The sequence below is a fragment of the Halorussus salinus genome (assembly GCF_004765815.2).
Classification (GTDB): Archaea; Halobacteriota; Halobacteria; order Halobacteriales; family Haladaptataceae; genus Halorussus; species Halorussus salinus.
The window spans coordinates 148,428-165,685 of record NZ_ML974129.1; the positions used below are offsets into that span (position 1 = coordinate 148,428).

The 17,258-nt window shown below is 67.7% G+C and carries 20 protein-coding genes and 1 tRNA gene; 9 read left to right on the top strand and 12 right to left on the bottom strand.

Annotated elements, in window-relative coordinates; translation table 11 throughout:
* Nucleotides 1-231: 231 nt before the first annotated feature.
* Nucleotides 232-999, bottom strand: a complete 768-nt coding sequence (locus EPL00_RS12610; RefSeq protein WP_135854516.1) for an isopentenyl phosphate kinase — start codon at nt 997-999, stop codon at nt 232-234.
* Between the two features lies 1 nt (nt 1,000).
* On the bottom strand, nt 1,001-1,990 hold the full coding sequence (gene mvk, locus EPL00_RS12615; RefSeq protein WP_135854517.1) for a mevalonate kinase: 990 nt from the start codon (nt 1,988-1,990) through the stop codon (nt 1,001-1,003).
* 149 nt (nt 1,991-2,139) lie between these two features.
* On the opposite strand from mvk, the gene EPL00_RS12620 reads away from it, so the two are divergent.
* The gene (locus EPL00_RS12620) at nt 2,140-4,332 is read left to right on the top strand and encodes a prolyl oligopeptidase family serine peptidase (protein WP_135854518.1); all 2,193 of its coding nucleotides are present in this window, start codon (nt 2,140-2,142) and stop codon (nt 4,330-4,332) included.
* Nucleotides 4,333-4,413: 81 nt separating this feature from the next.
* Nucleotides 4,414-5,376, top strand: a complete 963-nt coding sequence (locus EPL00_RS12625; protein WP_135854519.1) for an alpha/beta fold hydrolase — start codon at nt 4,414-4,416, stop codon at nt 5,374-5,376.
* 24 nt (nt 5,377-5,400) lie between these two features.
* Here EPL00_RS12625 and EPL00_RS12630 read toward each other — a convergent pair whose 3' ends face one another.
* The 3 genes from EPL00_RS12630 to EPL00_RS12640 form a co-directional block, all read right to left on the bottom strand.
* Nucleotides 5,401-5,805, bottom strand: a complete 405-nt coding sequence (locus EPL00_RS12630; RefSeq protein WP_135854520.1) for a Zn-ribbon domain-containing OB-fold protein — start codon at nt 5,803-5,805, stop codon at nt 5,401-5,403.
* The gene (locus EPL00_RS12635) at nt 5,802-6,965 is read right to left on the bottom strand and encodes a thiolase C-terminal domain-containing protein (protein WP_135854521.1); all 1,164 of its coding nucleotides are present in this window, start codon (nt 6,963-6,965) and stop codon (nt 5,802-5,804) included. Before EPL00_RS12635 ends, EPL00_RS12630 begins: the two co-directional genes overlap by 4 nt.
* 143 nt (nt 6,966-7,108) lie before the next feature.
* A complete protein-coding gene (locus tag EPL00_RS12640; RefSeq protein WP_135854522.1) occupies nt 7,109-7,546 on the bottom strand; it encodes a pyridoxamine 5'-phosphate oxidase family protein in 438 nt (145 codons plus the stop codon).
* A gap of 151 nt (nt 7,547-7,697) precedes the next feature.
* On the opposite strand from EPL00_RS12640, the gene EPL00_RS12645 reads away from it, so the two are divergent.
* From EPL00_RS12645 to EPL00_RS12660, 4 genes are all read left to right on the top strand, one after another.
* A complete protein-coding gene (locus EPL00_RS12645; protein ID WP_135854523.1) occupies nt 7,698-8,138 on the top strand; it encodes a DUF7522 family protein in 441 nt (146 codons plus the stop codon).
* Between the two features lie 68 nt (nt 8,139-8,206).
* Entirely contained in the window at nt 8,207-9,499 is a 1,293-nt protein-coding gene (gene purD / locus EPL00_RS12650) for a phosphoribosylamine--glycine ligase (protein ID WP_135854524.1), read from the top strand.
* 82 nt (nt 9,500-9,581) lie between these two features.
* On the top strand, nt 9,582-9,962 hold the full coding sequence (locus tag EPL00_RS12655) for a DUF7344 domain-containing protein (RefSeq protein ID WP_135854525.1): 381 nt from the start codon (nt 9,582-9,584) through the stop codon (nt 9,960-9,962).
* 35 nt (nt 9,963-9,997) lie between these two features.
* Nucleotides 9,998-10,546, top strand: coding sequence for an acyltransferase (locus EPL00_RS12660; protein ID WP_135854526.1), 549 nt, complete (start codon nt 9,998-10,000; stop codon nt 10,544-10,546).
* Between the two features lie 3 nt (nt 10,547-10,549).
* On the opposite strand, the gene EPL00_RS12665 is transcribed toward EPL00_RS12660, so the two are convergent.
* The 5 genes from EPL00_RS12665 to EPL00_RS12685 form a co-directional block, all read right to left on the bottom strand.
* Complete coding sequence (locus tag EPL00_RS12665) at nt 10,550-11,056, bottom strand: hypothetical protein (RefSeq protein ID WP_135854527.1); 507 nt, start codon at nt 11,054-11,056, stop codon at nt 10,550-10,552.
* Nucleotides 11,057-11,060: 4 nt separating this feature from the next.
* Nucleotides 11,061-11,846 (bottom strand): mechanosensitive ion channel domain-containing protein, encoded by a 786-nt coding sequence (locus tag EPL00_RS12670; protein WP_135854528.1) that lies wholly within the window; start codon nt 11,844-11,846, stop codon nt 11,061-11,063.
* On the bottom strand, nt 11,846-12,661 hold the full coding sequence (gene dacZ / locus EPL00_RS12675) for a diadenylate cyclase DacZ (protein WP_135854529.1): 816 nt from the start codon (nt 12,659-12,661) through the stop codon (nt 11,846-11,848). Before dacZ ends, EPL00_RS12670 begins: the two co-directional genes overlap by 1 nt.
* Nucleotides 12,662-12,802: 141 nt before the next feature.
* Nucleotides 12,803-13,342, bottom strand: a complete 540-nt coding sequence (locus tag EPL00_RS12680) for a cell division protein CdpA domain-containing protein (protein ID WP_135854530.1) — start codon at nt 13,340-13,342, stop codon at nt 12,803-12,805.
* A 469-nt stretch (nt 13,343-13,811) separates the two neighbouring features.
* A tRNA-Leu gene (locus tag EPL00_RS12685) sits at nt 13,812-13,896 on the bottom strand.
* A 102-nt stretch (nt 13,897-13,998) separates the two neighbouring features.
* Between EPL00_RS12685 and EPL00_RS12690 the strand changes: the two genes are divergently transcribed.
* A complete protein-coding gene (locus tag EPL00_RS12690) occupies nt 13,999-14,328 on the top strand; it encodes a transcription initiation factor IIB family protein (protein ID WP_135854531.1) in 330 nt (109 codons plus the stop codon).
* A gap of 266 nt (nt 14,329-14,594) precedes the next feature.
* Nucleotides 14,595-15,251, top strand: a complete 657-nt coding sequence (locus EPL00_RS12695) for a DUF7282 domain-containing protein (protein ID WP_202932632.1) — start codon at nt 14,595-14,597, stop codon at nt 15,249-15,251.
* Nucleotides 15,252-15,299: 48 nt separating this feature from the next.
* Here EPL00_RS12695 and EPL00_RS12700 read toward each other — a convergent pair whose 3' ends face one another.
* Nucleotides 15,300-15,563: a hypothetical protein gene (locus EPL00_RS12700; protein WP_135854532.1), complete on the bottom strand. Its 264-nt coding sequence runs from the start codon at nt 15,561-15,563 to the stop codon at nt 15,300-15,302.
* 94 nt (nt 15,564-15,657) lie between these two features.
* On the opposite strand from EPL00_RS12700, the gene EPL00_RS12705 reads away from it, so the two are divergent.
* A complete protein-coding gene (locus EPL00_RS12705; protein ID WP_135854533.1) occupies nt 15,658-16,590 on the top strand; it encodes an alpha/beta fold hydrolase in 933 nt (310 codons plus the stop codon).
* Nucleotides 16,591-16,593: 3 nt separating this feature from the next.
* On the opposite strand, the gene EPL00_RS12710 is transcribed toward EPL00_RS12705, so the two are convergent.
* Complete coding sequence (locus tag EPL00_RS12710) at nt 16,594-17,139, bottom strand: hypothetical protein (protein ID WP_135854534.1); 546 nt, start codon at nt 17,137-17,139, stop codon at nt 16,594-16,596.
* Nucleotides 17,140-17,258: the final 119 nt, after the last annotated feature.

A 17,258-nucleotide genomic window follows, 5' to 3' on the forward strand; every position in this document is an offset into this window, starting at 1 on the left:
ACTGTTGTCGCCGCACGATACGAGGTGGTTTGTCGAGGGAAGTTAGCTACTGCCGACAAAAAGGAGTTACCGCGACTGCACAGCACCGCACCACGTCCTCCCCAACCGATTGCGTTGCTCACTCCGTTGCGCTACTCATCCCTCGCGCGTGTAGGCGCGACGCCTACGGGCGTCGCGCCAGCACGCGCCGGGTCGAAAAATGAAGATACTCGTTTCTCGCCAGCGTCGTTACTACCCGTCGATTCGCGTGCCGGGGTCCTCGCCCGCGAGGAACTCCCGGAGGGCGTCGGGACCGAAGACGGTCGCGGGCGCGCCGAGATCCAGTAAGGCCCGGACCTTCCCGGCCATCCCGCCGGTCACGTCGGTCGCGTCGCTCTCGCCGAGGAATCGGACGACCTCCTCGTAGGACCGGATTTCCGGAATCACGTCGTCTTCGTCGTCCAGCACGCCCGGCACGGTCGAGCAGAAGCCCACGCGCTCGGCGTCGATGCCCTCGGCGACGGCCGTGACCACCTCGTCGCCCGAGAGGATGGTCACGCCCTCGCCCGCGTGGGCCACCACGTCGCCGTGGAGGACCGGGACGAACTCCTCGCCGAGCATGGTCTCGACTTGCTCTGTCATGACGGTGAGTTCGGCCGCCTCGTCCCGCGAGGCCGCCGAGAAGGGGTGGACCGGCACCGCGGGCACGTCGCGGTCGTGGAGGCGCGCCAGCACGAAGTCGTTCAGGGTCTTCATCGCGCCGTGAATCTCGACCGCCGCGGCGGCGTCGCCCGACCCCTCGGTCTTCGAGACGCCGTGGTCGCTGGCGTGGTGGTGGCCGAAGCTCCCGCCGCCGTGGACGACCACGAGGTCCGACACGTCGCCGCTCGCGAGCGCGTCGGCGATGGCGTCCGCCGCGCGGTCCAGCGCGGGACCGTCGAGTGCTTCCGGTCGGTCCTTGTCCGTAATTACGCTCCCGCCGAGTTTGACGACGGTCGTCCCGGACTCGCGTCCCGCCATCTCAGGCCTCCTCCACGCGAACGCCGTCGGTGTCCAGTTCCGCCCGGAAGGCGTCCTCGCAACCGGGCGTGTACCGGAGCGCGGTCTCGGTGCTGTCAGTCGGATCGAGCGCGACGATACAGCCGCCGCCGCCCGCGCCGGTCAGCTTGGCACCGTGAGCGCCCGCGTCCCTCGCGGCCCAGACCATCTGGTCGAGCGACCGCGAGGAGACCCCGAGGGCCTCCAGCAGGCCGTGGTTGAAGTTCATCAGTTCGCCCAACTCCGCCACGTCGCCCGCGGCGAGGGCCTCCTCGCCCGAGCGCACGATGTCGCCGATGCTCTCGACGGTATCCGCCGCGAACTCGTACTCCTCGCGGAGCGCCCGGACGCCCGCCACGAGCTGTCCGGTGTCGCCCGCGCCGCCGTCGAACCCGATGACGAACGGCAGGTCCGGGGCCTCGATGGCCCGGCAGTCGTCGCCCTCGACGCGGACCGCGCCGCCCGTCGCCGAGCAGAAGGTGTCCGCGCGCGACGCCTCGCCGTTCTGGACCTCCAGTTCCGCCTGATAGGCCCGCTCGGCGACCTCTTTTGCCGAGAGTTCGACGCCCAACTCGCGGGTCCCGGCGTCGATGCCCGCGGCCGTGACCGCGGCCGACGAACCCAGTCCCGCGCCGAGGGGAATCTCGCTCTCGACGGTGATGTCGAAACCGGCCTCGGGGCGGCCCGCGGCGTCGCGCGCCTGCTCGACCGCGGCGTCGATGTACCCGATTCCGGCCTGCACCAGCGACTCGGTCACGTCCACGTCGGGGCCGCCGTCGCTGCCGTCGCTGTACTCGACCGTGAACCCGTTGAGACTCAGGTCCTCGGCGTGGACTCGGATGCGGTCGTCGTCGCGCGCTTCGACGGAGACCCGCGCTCGGCGCTCGATGGCGCAGGGGACCGCCGGTTCGCCGTAGACGACCGCGTGTTCTCCGAACAGGTAGACCTTGCCCGGAGCGCTCGAAACGACCATGTAGAGGGGTTTCTGACGGGAGGTTAATTCGTTTGCGAAGCCGACCGGTCGCCGACGGGAGTCGTCCGAGGCTTTGGCGATGCGGATTCTCGTCGTCCGGTTTGCCCGTGCCCCGAAGTTTATGTACGAAGGCCGAACCAATCACGTCCATGTCCGACCCGCCCGAGAGCGAGCGCCGCGAAGTCGTCGAGGAGCTACACGGCGAGGAGATACGCGACCCCTACCGCTGGCTGGAAGAGGACACTGATGAGGTCCGGGCGTGGGTCGAGCGCCAGAACGACTACGCCGACGACCACCTCCGGGGGCCGGTCCGCGACGACCTCGCGCCGCGGTTCGAGGCCCGCGCCGAAGTCCGAGCGTACGGCGTCGTCACGCCCCGCGAGCGAGGGTATTTCCAACGCGTCGAGGCCGCCGACGAGGACCACCCGAAGCTCTGTTTCCGACCCGATTTGGACGCCGAGCCGACCGTCCTCGCGGACCCGAACGAGTGGCCCGAGACCGACTCGCTGGACTGGTTCGTGCCCTCCCCCGACGGTGCGCGAGTCGCCTACGGACGGGCCGAGGGCGGTCGAGAGCAGTACGACGTGGTTCTCCTCGACGCCGAAACCGGCGAGACCGTGGAAGTCGTCCGCAACTGCGGCCGGACCGGACCCGACGGGTTCGCGTGGACCGACGAGGGATTCTACTACGTGACTACCGGGTCCGCCGACGATGGCACCCAGTTGGACAAGCAGATTCGGTACCACGAGGTCGCGGGCGAGGGGACCGGTGATAGCGGCGGGGAGACTCCCGAGTCCGACGCCGACTCGGACCCGGTTCTGACCGACGACGTGGGCGAACACGTCTGGCCGCAACTCGGCTACACCGACGGGACGCTCGTCGTCGCCTACCACGAGGGCTGGACGCACTCGGACGTGTACCGTTGGGAGCGCGACGACTCGGCCCCCGACGAGGGCGAGTTAGTCCGACTCGTCGCCGAGACCGACGCGTCGTTCCGGTTTGCGGTCGCCGACGGGACGGCGTACTTCCGGACGGACTACGACGCCCCGAACTCGCGGCTCCTCGCCTGCGACGCGGACTCGTCGGCGGCCGACCCCGACGACCTCGCCGAAGTCGTCCCCGAGTGCGAGGAGACCCTGACCGACTTCGCCGTCGCGGGCGACGCGCTGGTCGTCCATCGACAGCGCGACGCCTCGTCGTCGCTGTCGGTCTACGACCGCGACCAGCGGCCGACCGAGGACTCCGCGGCGGTCCACCGACACGACGTTTCCCTGCCGGACCACGCCGCGGTCAGCCGCGGCGGCTTGACCGGGAATCCCGACGCGCCAGAGTTCTGTTTCCACGCCCAGACGTTCGACCGCCCGCCGTGGGTCGCTCTCGGCCGGACCGACACCGCCGAGACGACGGTCGTGAGCGAGCGCGACCCCGAAGCGGACTTCGGTTCCCGCCTCGACTCGACCCCCGAGTCCGGGACCGACTCGGAGTCGGCGGGCGACTCGGGTCTCGACCTCGTGGTCGAACAGCAGTTCTTCGAGTCGGCGGACGGCACCGAGGTTCCGGCGTTCGTCGTCCACCGCGAGGGCCTCGAACGCGACGGCGACAACCCGACGGTCCTCTACGGCTACGGCGGGTTCCGCCTCAGCCTCACGCCGAGTTACGACCGGTTTCGCGTCCCCTTCCTCGAAGACGGCGGCGTCTACGTGCAGGCGAACCTCCGAGGAGGCACGGAGTACGGCGAGGAGTGGCACCGCGCCGGAACGCACGAGCGCAAGCAGAACGTCTTCGACGACTTCTACGCGGTCGCCGAGGGGTTGATAGACCGGGAGTACACCCGCCCCGAACGACTCGCCGCGATGGGCCGGTCGAACGGCGGCCTGCTGGTCGGTGCGGCGATTACCCAGCGCCCGGACCTCTTCGGCGCGGCGTCCTGCGGGGTCCCGCTTCTGGACATGCTCCGATTCCACGAGTTCCTGCTCGGCGAGTCGTGGACCAACGAGTACGGGTCGCCCGACGACCCCGACGACTTTCGGTACCTCCGGGAGTACTCGCCGTACCACAACGTCTCCGAGCGCGCGTATCCGGCCGTCTACTTCGAGACCGCCGCGGGCGACACTCGCGTCCACCCCGGTCACGCCCGGAAGATGACCGCCCGGATGCAGGCCGCGAACACGGGCGAGAACCCGGTTCTCCTCCGGACCGAGACCGACACGGGCCACGGCGCTGGCAAGTCCACCTCGATGGTGGTCGCCGAGCAACTGGACCGCTGGGCGTTCCTCTACGAGCAGTTAGGCGTGGCGACGGACGCGAACGCGAGCGACGAATCGAACGGGAACAGCGAATAGGACGCGAGCGACGAATCTGACCCGGCGGAGTGACCGACCTGCGGCACAACGGCTAACTTTCCCGACAGCGAAGATTCGGGTATGAAGCTACGAAAGCTCGCGGCCGGAGTCGCCGGTGGCCTCGGAGCCGCCGCGCTCGGCAACAGACTGCTCTCGTGGAAAACGGGCGAGTTAGACCCCGCCTTGGAGGGCGAACAGGGCACCTACCGCTGGCGGGGCTTCGACGTGGCCTACACCGAGGCTGGCGACCCCGACGACCCCGACGTACTCCTCTTGCACGGGGTCCACGCCGCCGCCTCGAACAAGGAGTTCGACCAGATTTTCGACAAACTCGCCAAGACCCACCACGTAATCGCGCCCGACCTGCCGGGCTTCGGGCGCTCGGACCGCCCGCCGCTGACCTACTCCGCGGCGCTCTACACCGCCTTCGTCACGGACTTCGCGGAGGACATGACCGACGACGCGGCCTGCGTCGCCACCTCGCTGTCGGGGGCCTACGCGACGCTGGCCCAACACCAGTCGAGTCCGTTCACGCGCCTCGTGTTGGTCGCGCCGACCGGCGACACCGGCCCGCGCCGGACGTGGCTCCGGTCGCTGTTCCGGTCGCCGCTGGTCGGGCAAGGGCTGTTCAACCTCCTCACGAGCAAGCGGTCGCTGCACTTCTTCGACAATCGGGAGGCGTACTCGACGGAGGCGTCCTACACCGAGCGGGACGTGGACTACCAGTGGGAGACCGCCCACCAACCCGGCGCGCGATTCGCGCCCGCTTCGTTCGTCTCGGGCTACCTCGACCCCGACGTTGACCTCGGGGACGAACTCGCGCGACTCGACATCCCCGTCACCATCGTCTGGGGCCGCGACGCGACGGTCTCGCCGCTGGAGGAGGGCGAGGAGCTAGCCGAGCGAGCGGACGCGAAACTCGTCGTGTTCGACGAGGCGAAACTCCTGCCCCACGCCGAGCATCCCGGTCCGTTCCTCGAAGTCCTGCTGGACGAACTGACTGAAGAACAACGCGAGACCGGAAGTAGCGTCACGACGCAGTAGCGCGAAGACTGCGAGAACGCGGCGTCAGGCGGGTCGGAACACCAGCACGCGCTCGTCGGTCGTCGCGCTCTCGCCGACGCCGACCGCGACCGCGGTGCCGACCTCGATTTCTTCGGCCTCGCTACCGCGAAGTTGCCCCGTCAGCCGAACGCCGCCGAAGTCCGCGACCGCCGTCACGTAGGGCGCGTCGTCGGCAAACGAGGGCGCGGGGACGTGGACCTCGGTGTACGTCTCGATGTCGCCGGTTTCGGGGAGCGCGACTTCTTCGAGGTCCGTCGCGCCGCAGTGGGGACAGACCCGTCGGGGCGGGAGCGAGCCGTGACCCTCCGGGCATTCGAGATAGTAGCCCTCGCCCGACTCGATGGCGTCCAGCAGGTCGTCGTACCCCTCGTCGCGGACGCGCTCGTCCTCGCCAGTCTGGTCGCTCATTCGTCCACCTCCAAGACGTGAACCGTGGTACTCGCCACCGTGCCACCCGCGTTGTGGGTCACGCCGATGTCGCCGGGCACGGCGTCGCTGTTGGGGTGGTCTCCTCGGAGCAGTCGGGTCATCTCGACGATTTGGCTCCCGCCGGTCGCGCCGACCGGGTGGCCCTTGGCCTTGAGGCCGCCCGAGAGGTTCACCGGCCGGTCGCCGTCGCGGGTCGTCTCGCCGCGGGCCGCCGCGCCGATGCCCTCGCCCGGCGCGTAGAAGTCCAGCGCCTCGATGGCGAGGACTTCCGCGATGGTGAAACAGTCGTGGACCTCGGCGACCGACACGTCCTGCGGGCCGACTCCGGCGTCGTCGTAGGCCTCTGCGGCGGCGTACTCGGCGGCAGGGGTCCGGGCGAGATAGCGCCGGTCCTGCAACGCCATCTTGTCGCCGCCCTGTCCCGTGCCGGTGATGGCGACGGGCGCGTCGAGGTCGTGTTCGTCGGCGTACTCGTCGCTGACGAGGACCGCGGCGCTCGCCCCGTCGGTGATGGGGCAGGCGTCGTAGAGGCCGAGCGGGTCGGCGATGGTCGGCGCGTCGAGGGCCTGCTCGACCGAGATGGACTTCTGGAACTGGGCGAACTCGTTTTCGAGGGCGTTGTCGTGGTTCTTCACCGCGATTTCCGCGAGGTCCTCCTTACTGCCGCCGTACTGCTCGAAGTACGCGCGGGCCATCAGCGCGTAGGCCGCCGGGAAGGTCATCCCCGCCCGGACCTCGTAGAGGTCGTCGGCCGCGATGGCGAGGGCTTCGGTCGTGCCCGTGGTGCCGAGGTTGTTCATCCGCTCGGCCCCGCCGACCAGCACCACGTCGGCCTCGCCGTTTCGCACGTCTTTGACGGCCTCGCGGACCGCGACGCCCGAGGAGGCACACGCGCTCTCGTAGCGGGTCGCCGGAGCGGTCAGGCCAGCGGCCTCGGCCATCAGCGGGCCTTGGTGGCCCTGATGCTCGCTCAGTTCGCCCATGAAGTTGCCGTAGTTCAACTGCGCCACGTCGGTCCGGTCCACGCCCGCGTCGGCGAACGCGCGCTCGCTCGCCTCGGCGAAGAGATCCCGGCCGGTTCGCTCGGGGTGTGACCCGAAGTGGGTGAGTCCGACCCCTGCGACTCGTACGCCTGTCATGCGTCTGTCTTCGTGATGGATGGGTAAGAAAGGCATCGGTCTTGCGTTCGACCGAGTTCCCGAAAGAAAGACTCGACGCCGCCGAGCGTCGGCGTCCGTCGGCGAGCGTCGGCGAGACGAGAAATATTTACTCGACTTCGAATTTACATTCGGTCGCTGTAGTCCCAACTGTAGATTCGGCGCGGACGCACCCGGATGCGGACCTCCTCGCGGTCGGGCGAGAGGAGCCACTCGGCCAGTTCCGAGTCGGTGCCCCCGAGGTAGCGTTCGAGCAGGTCCCGGAGGAGGCCCTTGTCCTCGTCCTCCGAGAGACCGGTCGAACCGTTCCCCCGGACGCCGCGGTACGGCGGTTGGTTCTCCGACACCTCGAAGGCGACCTCGGCGTCGTTGCGGAGATAGGACACCACGTCGGCCTCGGCCCACGTCGAACACTCGAAGTAGCCCTCACGGTAGCGGTACCAGAGCGCCACCATCCACAGCGACTCGTCGGGGCGATGGCAGGCGATTCGGATGGGAACCGTGGTCGATTGGAGGTAGGACTCTACTTCCTCCTCGGTCCACGCGCCGGTGAACTTGGTCATGGATGGACCCATCACGCGACGGTAGATAGTTCTTCACGACGACGGCGGCCGATTCGGCGTCCGGCGAACGCGCCCTGAACGGCGGGGTCGGTCGCGGGGCCGACCCCGGCCAGATAGATTGATACTCTCGGAGGCCCTATTAGAACCGTTTATGACCGAAACGAACGTCTCAGAATCTCTCAGCGACAGCCTCGTAAGCAGTTCCCGGACCGCGCTCGGCGACACGCTCCGGACGGTGGTCTACTTCACTCCGGACGCGTTCGACGTACTCTACACGCGCTCGGACCTCTACGGCGGGGACCCCGAGCGCGTCCGTGAAGTCAAGAGTCGGTTCGTGGACAGCGAGCGCGTCGGTTTCGACGCCCAAGAGACCTACCGGGACCTCGCAGGGGTCCCCGACGCCGAACCCGACATCGGCGAGTACGAGTTCACCATCCGGGTGTTTTCCGACGGGTTCGTGAGCCGCGTCATCGTGGGCGACCACGGCGTCCTCCTGACGACCGACAGCATGGACATCGACAGCTTCGAGGAGTTGGCCGTCTCGCTCCGGAAGCTACTGGCCGACGAGAGCGGGTACGCTCCTCGGAATTAGCACATCCTTGCATACTTCAGACGGCGATAAGAGCAACCTTTACACTCCCTTGCCTACACCGTCCGGGTATGAGCGAGACAGTCCTGCTGGTCGGCGGCGGCGGGCGCGAACACGCCATCGCCCGCGCGCTCGGCGACAGTGACGCAGACCTCTACGCCTGCGCGGGCAACCGCAACCCCGGCATCGCCGCGCTCGCCGAGGAGTTCGAGACGCTGGAGACGACCAACCCGAAGGCGGTCGTCGCCTACGCCGAGGAGGTCGGCGCGACGCTCGCGGTCGTCGGTCCCGAAGGCCCGCTCGCGGCGGGGGTCGCCGACGCGCTGGAGGGTGCCGGAGTGTACGCCTTCGGCCCGAACGAGGCCGAGGCCCGTATCGAGACCGACAAGGCCTACCAGCGCCGGTTCATGCGCGAACACGACGTGCCGGGCTGTCCGGACTTCGAGACGTTCGACGACATGGAAGCGGCCTGCGAGTACATCGACGAGTACGACGGCGACCTCGCGGTCAAGCCCGCGGGCCTGACCGGCGGGAAGGGCGTCCGTGTCACCGGCGACCAAGTGACGAAGGAGGAAGCCAAAGAGTACCTGCGCGACTCCGAGTACGACCGCGTGGTCCTCGAAGAGCGACTCGTCGGCGAGGAGTTCACGGTCCAAGGGTTCGTCGCCAACGGCGACCTGCGCGTGACCCCCGCGGTGCAGGACCACAAGCGCGCCTACGAGGGCGACGAGGGACCGAACACCGGCGGGATGGGAAGCTACAGCGACGCGGGCCTCGCGCTCCCGTTCATGACCGACGAGGACTACCGCGAGGCCGTCGAGGTGCTGAAAGCCACCGTCGGTGCCTTGGACGACTACAAGGGCGTCCTCTACGGCCAGTTCATGCTCACCGCCGAGGGCGTGAAGGTCGTGGAGTTCAACGCTCGCTTCGGCGACCCCGAGGCGATGAACACCCTGCCCGTCCTCAACACCGACTTCTTGGACGTGCTGGTCGCGGCCCGCGAGGGCGAGGCCCTGCCCGAACTCTCGTTCGCGCCGAAAGCGACCGTCTGCAAGTACGCCGTGCCCGAGGGCTACCCGACCGACCCCGAGGCTGGCGCGAAGGTCGAAATCTCTGCAGACAACGCCGGGGACGCACTCCTGTTCTACGCCAGCGTGGACGAGCGCGAGGACGGCATCTACACGACCACCTCGCGGGCGTTCGCGGTGGTCGGCGTCGCCGACACCATCACCGACGCCGAGGAGATAGCCGAGGACGCCCTCGCGGTCGCTGGCGACGAGGGGTTGGACGTGCGCCACGACATCGGGAAACCCGACCTCGTGCAACAGCGTATCGACCACGTGGCGAGTCTGCGCGGCGAATAAACACTCTCTGCTCGCATTTAGACGCCGCCTGCGAGGCCACAGGCAACCCATAACAAAACTGCTTCTGTCCGTCTCGTCGTCCATGTCCCTGTCCGACGAAGGCGACTCTCGATTGACGACCGACCAAGCCTTCGACCTGCTGGGCGACGCCGAGCGACGGCGCGCGCTTTCGGCCCTCCGGGAGTTCGAGGAGGCCGTGAGCCTCGACCGACTGGCGACGGCGACCGCGGCCCGACTCGAAGACGCGACCCCCGACGAGGTGACGCCCGACCAGCGCGAGCGCGTCGCGGCGATGCTCCACCACGCTCACCTCCCGCGGTTCGAAGACGCCGGAGTGGCGAGCTACGACCCGATGGCGGGCGAGGTCGAACTGACCGAAATCGCCGACGAGCTAGACCCGTACTTCGAGGTGATGGAGCAGTACCGCGAGACCGCCCGGTCCGAGTCCACGCGGTCCGACTAGCTACTTTCAAGGCCGAACCGAACCAACCTCGGTCCGTGCCCGACGACACCGACCAGCCGGACGAGCGAGACGCCGACCCTACCCGACGCCACGACCGAATCGCCCGCCACGCCACGCCGGGACCGGGCAACTCCCTCCGGTCGTGGACGAGGGCCAAGAGTCCGCTCCGGGTCGCGCTGAACTACGTCGTCATCGTCCTCGCGCGCATCTCGCCGAGCCTGAAACTGAAGAGTCTCCTCCTGCGCTCCATCGGCGTCACCGTCGGCGAGGGCGTCTCGTGGGGGTTGGAATCGACGCCCGACGTGTTCTGGCCCGAACTCGTCACGGTCGAGGACCACGCCATCGTGGGCTACGACGCGACGATTCTCTGCCACGAGTTCCTGCAGGACGAGTACCGAACCGGCGAGGTCCGCATCGGCGAGCGCGCGATGATCGGCGCGGGAGCGGTCATCCTGCCGGGCGTCGAAATCGGCGAGGGGGCCAGCGTGGCCGCCAACTCGCTGGTCACCCAAGACGTGCCGCCCGGCGCGACCGTGGCCGGAGTCCCGGCCGAACCGATGGGGAGCGACGAGTCGCCGGACTGAGGTTCAGACGCGACCGAGCGCGACTCTTCTGACGGCGTACTCCCCGAGCGCGACGAGACCGGTCAGACCGACCAACAGCGGACCAAAGAGGAGGACGTACAAGCCGAGGGGGTCGGACTCGCCTCGGACGCTCAGAAACGGCGGGAGAATCAGCACCGTCACGGCGAACAGCGCCGCGAGCGGCGCGACGAGTCGCCAGCGAGCGACGCAGTAGTACGGAATCGCGGCCTGCGCGCCGAGGACGACGAGCGCGGCCACCGTCCAAGCGAGGAAGGTACCCGCGTCTGCGGCCATCCCCGCGACGAAGGCGTCGGTGGCGACTCTGGCACCGGCCCACGCCGCGAAACAGGTAATCGCGTAGGCGAGGCCGCCGCCCAGTGCGAACGCTCGCCGTTCGGTGAGACGGTCTCTGAAGAGGTACGGGAGCGCGACGAAGAGACCCGCAACGAGCGTCGAGACGCCGATGTTCAGCGCGTCGCTTCCCAACACGGGGTCGGGGGAACCGGGCATCGACTCACTCCCTGATGCGGACGATGCCCTGCTCGAAGACCCGGCTGTTCGGGATGATGTACTCCTCGCCGTCGTTCTCGATGCGCGTGACGAACACGTCCACCTCTTGGACGATGCCGCGGTCGTCGCCGACCCGAACTTCGTCGCCGATGCCGTAGGGCTGGTTCAACAGGAGGTAGACCCCTGCCGCCGACGAGCGCAGGAGGTCCCAGAACGCCACCGCGCCGAAGAGGATGACCGCGAAGACGTAGGCCGCCAGCAGGATGAGCAACGCCCCGATGGCGACGCGCAGTTGCCCCAGCGCGACCAGCGCGGCCAGATAGACGATGGTGTACTTGACCAGTCGCGGGAGGAGACCGACCTCGGGGAGTTTGACCGACCGCAGGCGCTCGCCGACGACGAGTTCGGCCTTGTCGGCCACGACGAACCCGACGATAAAGACGAGGATGGCGATGAACAGGTCGGGGATGAAGCTCAGCGCCCCGGCCCAGAACAGTTGGGCGTTCAGGAGTTCGGCGAAGTTGAGCGCGATGAGGACCGCGACGCCGTAGATGAACCACGAACTCAGCCGCGAGACCAGCGCCACGGTGTCGGTCCCGAGACTCTGGGCGGTTCGCTCAAAGGGAGTGCGCGCCACCGCCTCGGGCACCCCTGCGGCGGTCAGGAGACGCTGGTTCAGTCGCCCGACGACGTAGCCGACTACGAGACCGACGGCGAGGATGAGCAGGGCCAGCACGTACTGGAACTCGTCTCTGAGAAGCGTCTCCAACTGGACCTGCAACACCACCATCAGTACTCCTCCGGGTCGAGTTCGAGGACCAGTTCACCGCCCTTGAACGCCCGTACGAGGCCGTCGCTCTCCGAGAGGACGATGGCCGTCGCGTTGGTCTCGCGGGTGACGGCACCGGCGGCCATGTGTCGCGCGCCGAGGCCCTTGGGGATGTCCACGCCTTCGGCGGAGGGTTCGAGATAGCGATAGGCGGAGACGATTTTGCCCGCGTCGGAGATGACGAACGCGCCGTCGAGGCGGGAGAACTCCTTGAGCATCACGTTCACGATGGGGTCGCCGACGTGGACGTGGGACTTCTCGAAGGGGTTGTAACTGAGCGGCCGGGACTTGTTCATCACCTTCCCGGCGTCGCCGACGACGAACAGCGCGCCGACGGGTTTGCCCTTCTGGCCCTTCTTGCCGAGTTCGATGGCGACCTCGAACACGTCGCGGATGACGCCGGGGTCGCCCCGCGAGTTGGCGAACAGGTCGTAGACGCCCGAGTGGATGGAGTCGCTGGCCCGTGCGCGGGTCACCGTGTCGGTGCCCTCGTCGAACATGCTGACCGCACAGACTACCACGTCGCCGTCCTCGACGACGCCCTGCTCCATTCCGCCTTCGATACCGAACCGGATGCGCTCGCGCACGTCGTCGAACTCCAAGGGCAACTCCACGAACGAGTCGGCCCCGACCGAGTTCTCCGGACCGACGACGACGAGTTCCACCTCCTCGTTCAACTCCGCGTACCGGTCGTAGTAGGACCCGCTGGGCGAAAACAGAAAGACGGCGTCGGCGTCCTCCGTCACGTCCCCCAAGAGTTCGTTCAGGTCAGCCATTACCCGAAACGACTCAGTGACCGGAGAAAAGGTTTGTGGGGGGATACGTACGTCGAGTGAAACGTCGCCGTCGGTCGCGGTCCCGACGACGACCCCGAATCGGCGCGACCGACGCCCGACTGATGCCAACGGTCGGAGGAGTCACCGCGTCTCGGTCTCGTCGTCCGACCGTCTCTCGTCGCCGTCGCCGGACGCCCGCTCGGGGTCCGCCGCGGTCACGACCGACTCGACGCTCCCCCCGAACGCGTCGGACTCGCGACGGTCCGAGTCGTCGTCGCTCGGCGAAGTCCGGAATCCGGCACCGAACAGCGCCAGCACGCCGAGCGCGTAGGTTCCCATCGCGACCGGCGGTAACTGGCCGACGTGGCCGGTCCACTCCGCGGTCCAGAACAGCACGACGCCCACGCCCGCGACGGCGGTACCAACGCCCGCGAGCGGTCTCGACCGGGCCGCGTCGGGACACCGGCCGAACAGCACGAGAAAGCCAGCGAGCAGCGAGAGGCCCCCGAGGAGAACCCCGAGTCGGAGCGCGGCCGACTTCGCGACCCCGAACCCCGCGACGAGACTGGCGGTCACGGCGACGAACCCGACGACCGCGACCAGACTCCCGACGAGGAGGGCGCTCGCACGAGCGACTGCTCGCCAGTAGTCCTCCTCGTGTTCTCCCCCGTCGGCCGACATATCTGGTTTGATATGTACGGATATGGGAAAAGTATGTCGGAGAGTTTCAGCGTTGATACTCTCGCTCCTCGGGTGTCGGTCCAGCTATTATTTCTGAGATTTAACTGCGGAATTAGTGAATGATAGACAATCACGCACAGTCGGTGGCGAGCGGGCGAACTCCTCGTCGTCGTGTTCATGGGAAAATGTGCGGGACCGGATTTGAACCGAAGTAAGACGGTCCGGGCGTGCGGCGCTTCGCGCCGTTCCGGGCGTGCGACTTGCAGGATTCAAACCTTTATCGAAGCCATGTTTCCGCTCACGAGTTGACGAGCAGACGAACTGCCCGTGGTCGTGTTCGCGGGAAAATGTGCGGGACCGGATTTGAACCGAAGCAAGACGGTCCGGGCGTGCGGCGCGTCGCGCCGTTCCGGGCGTGCGACTTGCAGGGTTCAAATCGGTCCTGCTCTTCGCTCACTTCGTTCGCTCATGCGCGGGACCGGATTTGAACCGGCGGACCCCTACGGGATAGCGTCCTAAGCGCTACGCCGTTGGCCTGGCTTGGCAACCCGCGCGCAGTTGGACGTTCCGGCGAGGGCGACAAGAACCTGTCGTTCTCTCGGGACCGCCCCGCTCGCGGCGAGACGCTTATGTGAGTCCGGTCGCAAGCCGTGGTCGTGTATCGGGCACGCGACCACGTGGAAAACGAGCGGTGGCTGGCCGAAATCGAGGAGTGCGCCGACCGACTCGGCCTCGACACGGCGGCGCGCTCGCGGGCGACCGACCTCTTTCTCTCGACGGTCTCGGAGTGGGACGCGCCGAGCGACCGGGACGCCGACTCCCGGCGCGCGGTCGTCGCGGCCAGCCTCTACGCCGGGTCGCTCATCGAGGGCGACCAGCGTTCGCAAGGCGAGGTCGCCGAGGCCGTCGGAGTCGCCCGACTGACTATCCAGCAACGCTGGAAGGACCTGCTGGAGGCGGCGGGTCTGCAACCGCCGTCGTGGTGATAGGGATTATCGTAGAACTGCGGAGATTTATCGGCCAGAATGCAGGTGCTGTCTCTCGATTACGCTGAACTCTGTAGCGAGACTCTATGACTTGCTACGATAATCCCTATGAGTTCTCGTCGGACGAGCCACGGTCCCGACCGTTCCGCGACAATTCGGCGATTACGCGCTTTCAGTCCGGACCTAGGGCCGAGTATCCCCGCGTTCGCCGCTTGAACGATTGACACGCTCTTCCCGCCGAGGAGCGTCCGTCCGAGCGGAGATTCATGACACGCAAGACAACAGTCCTCGCTATCGCCGCGCTGATGGTCGTCGGCTCCTCGGCCGCACTCGCGGTCGGGGCCAGTCCGGCCGCGACCGACGAGAGACCGCTCGCACAGGAGACTGAGACGACGACAGGCAACGAGACGGGCGAGACGACGACCGCCGACGAGACGATGGGCGAGACGACGACCGCGGCGGGACAACTCGGGGCGGGGGTACAGGTCACGTTCCTCAACCAGAGCGCGGGAGTCACGTTCACCGACATGGAGCCGAACAAGACGACGGTGACTATCGAGCGCGTCGTCGTCCCCGAGGGCGGCTTCCTCGTCGTCCACGAAGCTCAGAACGTGACCGGCGAGTACGCCACCGAAGGTGAGGTTGAGGTCGGTGCAGTGGTCGGCAACTCGACGTACCTCGAACCCGGTGCCCACAGTAACGTGGTCGTCGAGTTGAACGAGAGCATCGACACCACCCAGACGCTCGTCGCGATGCCCCACCGCGACACGAACGACAACCAGCAGTACGAGTTCCCCGAGGCGGACGCGCCCTACACGATGGACGGTTCGGCGGTCATCGACAACGCGCTCGTCATCGTGGACTACGACGTTATCGACGCGACGTTCGGTGACGAGGAGAACCGGACGACGACCGAAGCCTGAACGCGGTTCGATTCGGACCGACTCTTTTTCGGCGCGGCGCTCCGGGAGTCAGCCCAACAGGTCGAGCGCGACGCCGAGGACCGCGAAGATCGCTCCCGAGACGATGGCGATGGCGGCCCACGCCGGTATCGAGAAGTCGTCCGGTTCGCCCGTGAGAAGGGTGTACATCGAGGCGACTGCCATCAGGCCGCCAGCGAGGAGCGGTACGACCGAAAGGCCCACGCCCTCGGCGCTCACGGACGCGAGTCCGTCCGCGACGAACGCGACGCCCATGACCGCCAGCGACCCGTGATAGACTGTGAATCGTCGCACGATTGTCTCCAATGACGAACGGCGAGAAAAAACCGCTTTCGGTGACACCTCGCGGCGCCTCAAGGTTTAATCGTTCGCCGAACGGGGATTCGGTATGGCAATCGAGGAGCGCGAGCGAACGCGGAGCGACGCCGACCGACCGTGGAGCCACGAGCAGGCCGTCGTCGGCGACGTGCGCCTGCACTACGTCGCCGCGGGCGACGACGAGGACCCGCTCGTCGTCCTGCTCCACGGCTTCCCCGAGTTCTGGTACTCGTGGCGCGAGCAGATTCCCGCGCTCGCCGACGCGGGCTACCGGGTCGTCGCGCCAGACATGCGGGGGTACAACCTGTCGGAGAAACCGCCGGGACTCGACAGCTACCGGATGGAGGAGTTGGTCGGTGACGTAGTGAACCTCATCGACCACTTCGGCCGCGACGAGGCCACCGTGGTCGGCCACGACTGGGGCGGCGCGATAGCGTGGGAGACCGCGATTCGCCGCCCCGAGCGCGTCGCCCGCCTCGCGGTCCTCAACGCGCCCCATCCAGAGCGGTTCCGCGAGGAACTCCGGTCCAACCCCGAGCAGTGGCGGCGCTCGTGGTACATGCTCTGGTTTCAGGTGCCCGCGCTCCCGGAGAAACTCCTCGGCGCGCGAAACGCCTTCGGCGTGGGGCGACTCCTCGAAGAGAGCGCGAACCCCGGCACGTTCGGCGACGACGACCTCCGGCGCTATCGGGAGGCCGCCGCCAGACCCGGCGCGCTCGGGGCGGCGATACACTACTACCGGGCGCTGTTCCGCCAGCAGTTGGGCGAGCAAGCGCGCCGACTTGTCGGCCGGGCCGAACCCCAGCGCCGCCTCCGGGTGCCGACCCTGCTCATCTGGGGCGAGGAGGACGTGGCGCTCGGCACCGAACTGACCGAGGGACTGAACGACTACGTCTCGGACGTGCGCGTAGAGCGCCTGCCCGGCGCGAGCCACTGGGTCCAGAACGACCGTCCGGAGCGCGTCAACGACCTGCTGGTCGAGTTCTGCGGGGAGACGGAGTAACAGTCACTCGCGCTCCTCGTTCGGCAGGCGGACCAACTCCTCGGGGTTCTGGAAGGCGTAGAGGACGAGAGACCCCTCCAGTCGCTGGTTCTTCAGGAGGCCCTTGGCCTCGCCGCGGTCCATCTCGCCGATTATCTCGACGGCGGTCAGCAGGTCGGCCTGCGAGACCCCGAGGTCGCTCCGGTCTACTTCGACGCCATCGGGCGCTTTCACGCTTTCGAGCATCACGTCCACGTAGTCCGCGAGGTCCCTCGTCTCGGCGAGTCGCTCGTGCCACGAGGGCGGGTAGACGCTGACGTTCCCGCCGATTCGATAGAGTCGGTCGCCGGGTTGCCACGACCGGGCGTCGGTGAGGCGGTCGTCCAGCGAGGTGTCGAACCGCTCGCGGTCGTACTCCAGTTCGTCGGCGTACGCCTCCACGAGGTCCCGTGGCACGCCCGGTCCCTCGACCGGGTGGTGGCGTTCGAGGTACTCCACGAGTTCCCGCGCGGTAAAGTACTCGTCGTGGTGGGACAACTCGTTAGCGAGGTCCGTATCGACCGATACCATGGATGGACTGGGACAGCGACGAGGAAAAACGCCGCGTAAGATTTCCGAACGTCGGGTCTGGAAACCAACTGCTCTCGTCGCTCCCGCGGGCCGACCTCTCCTCGACGAGGTGCGGGCGG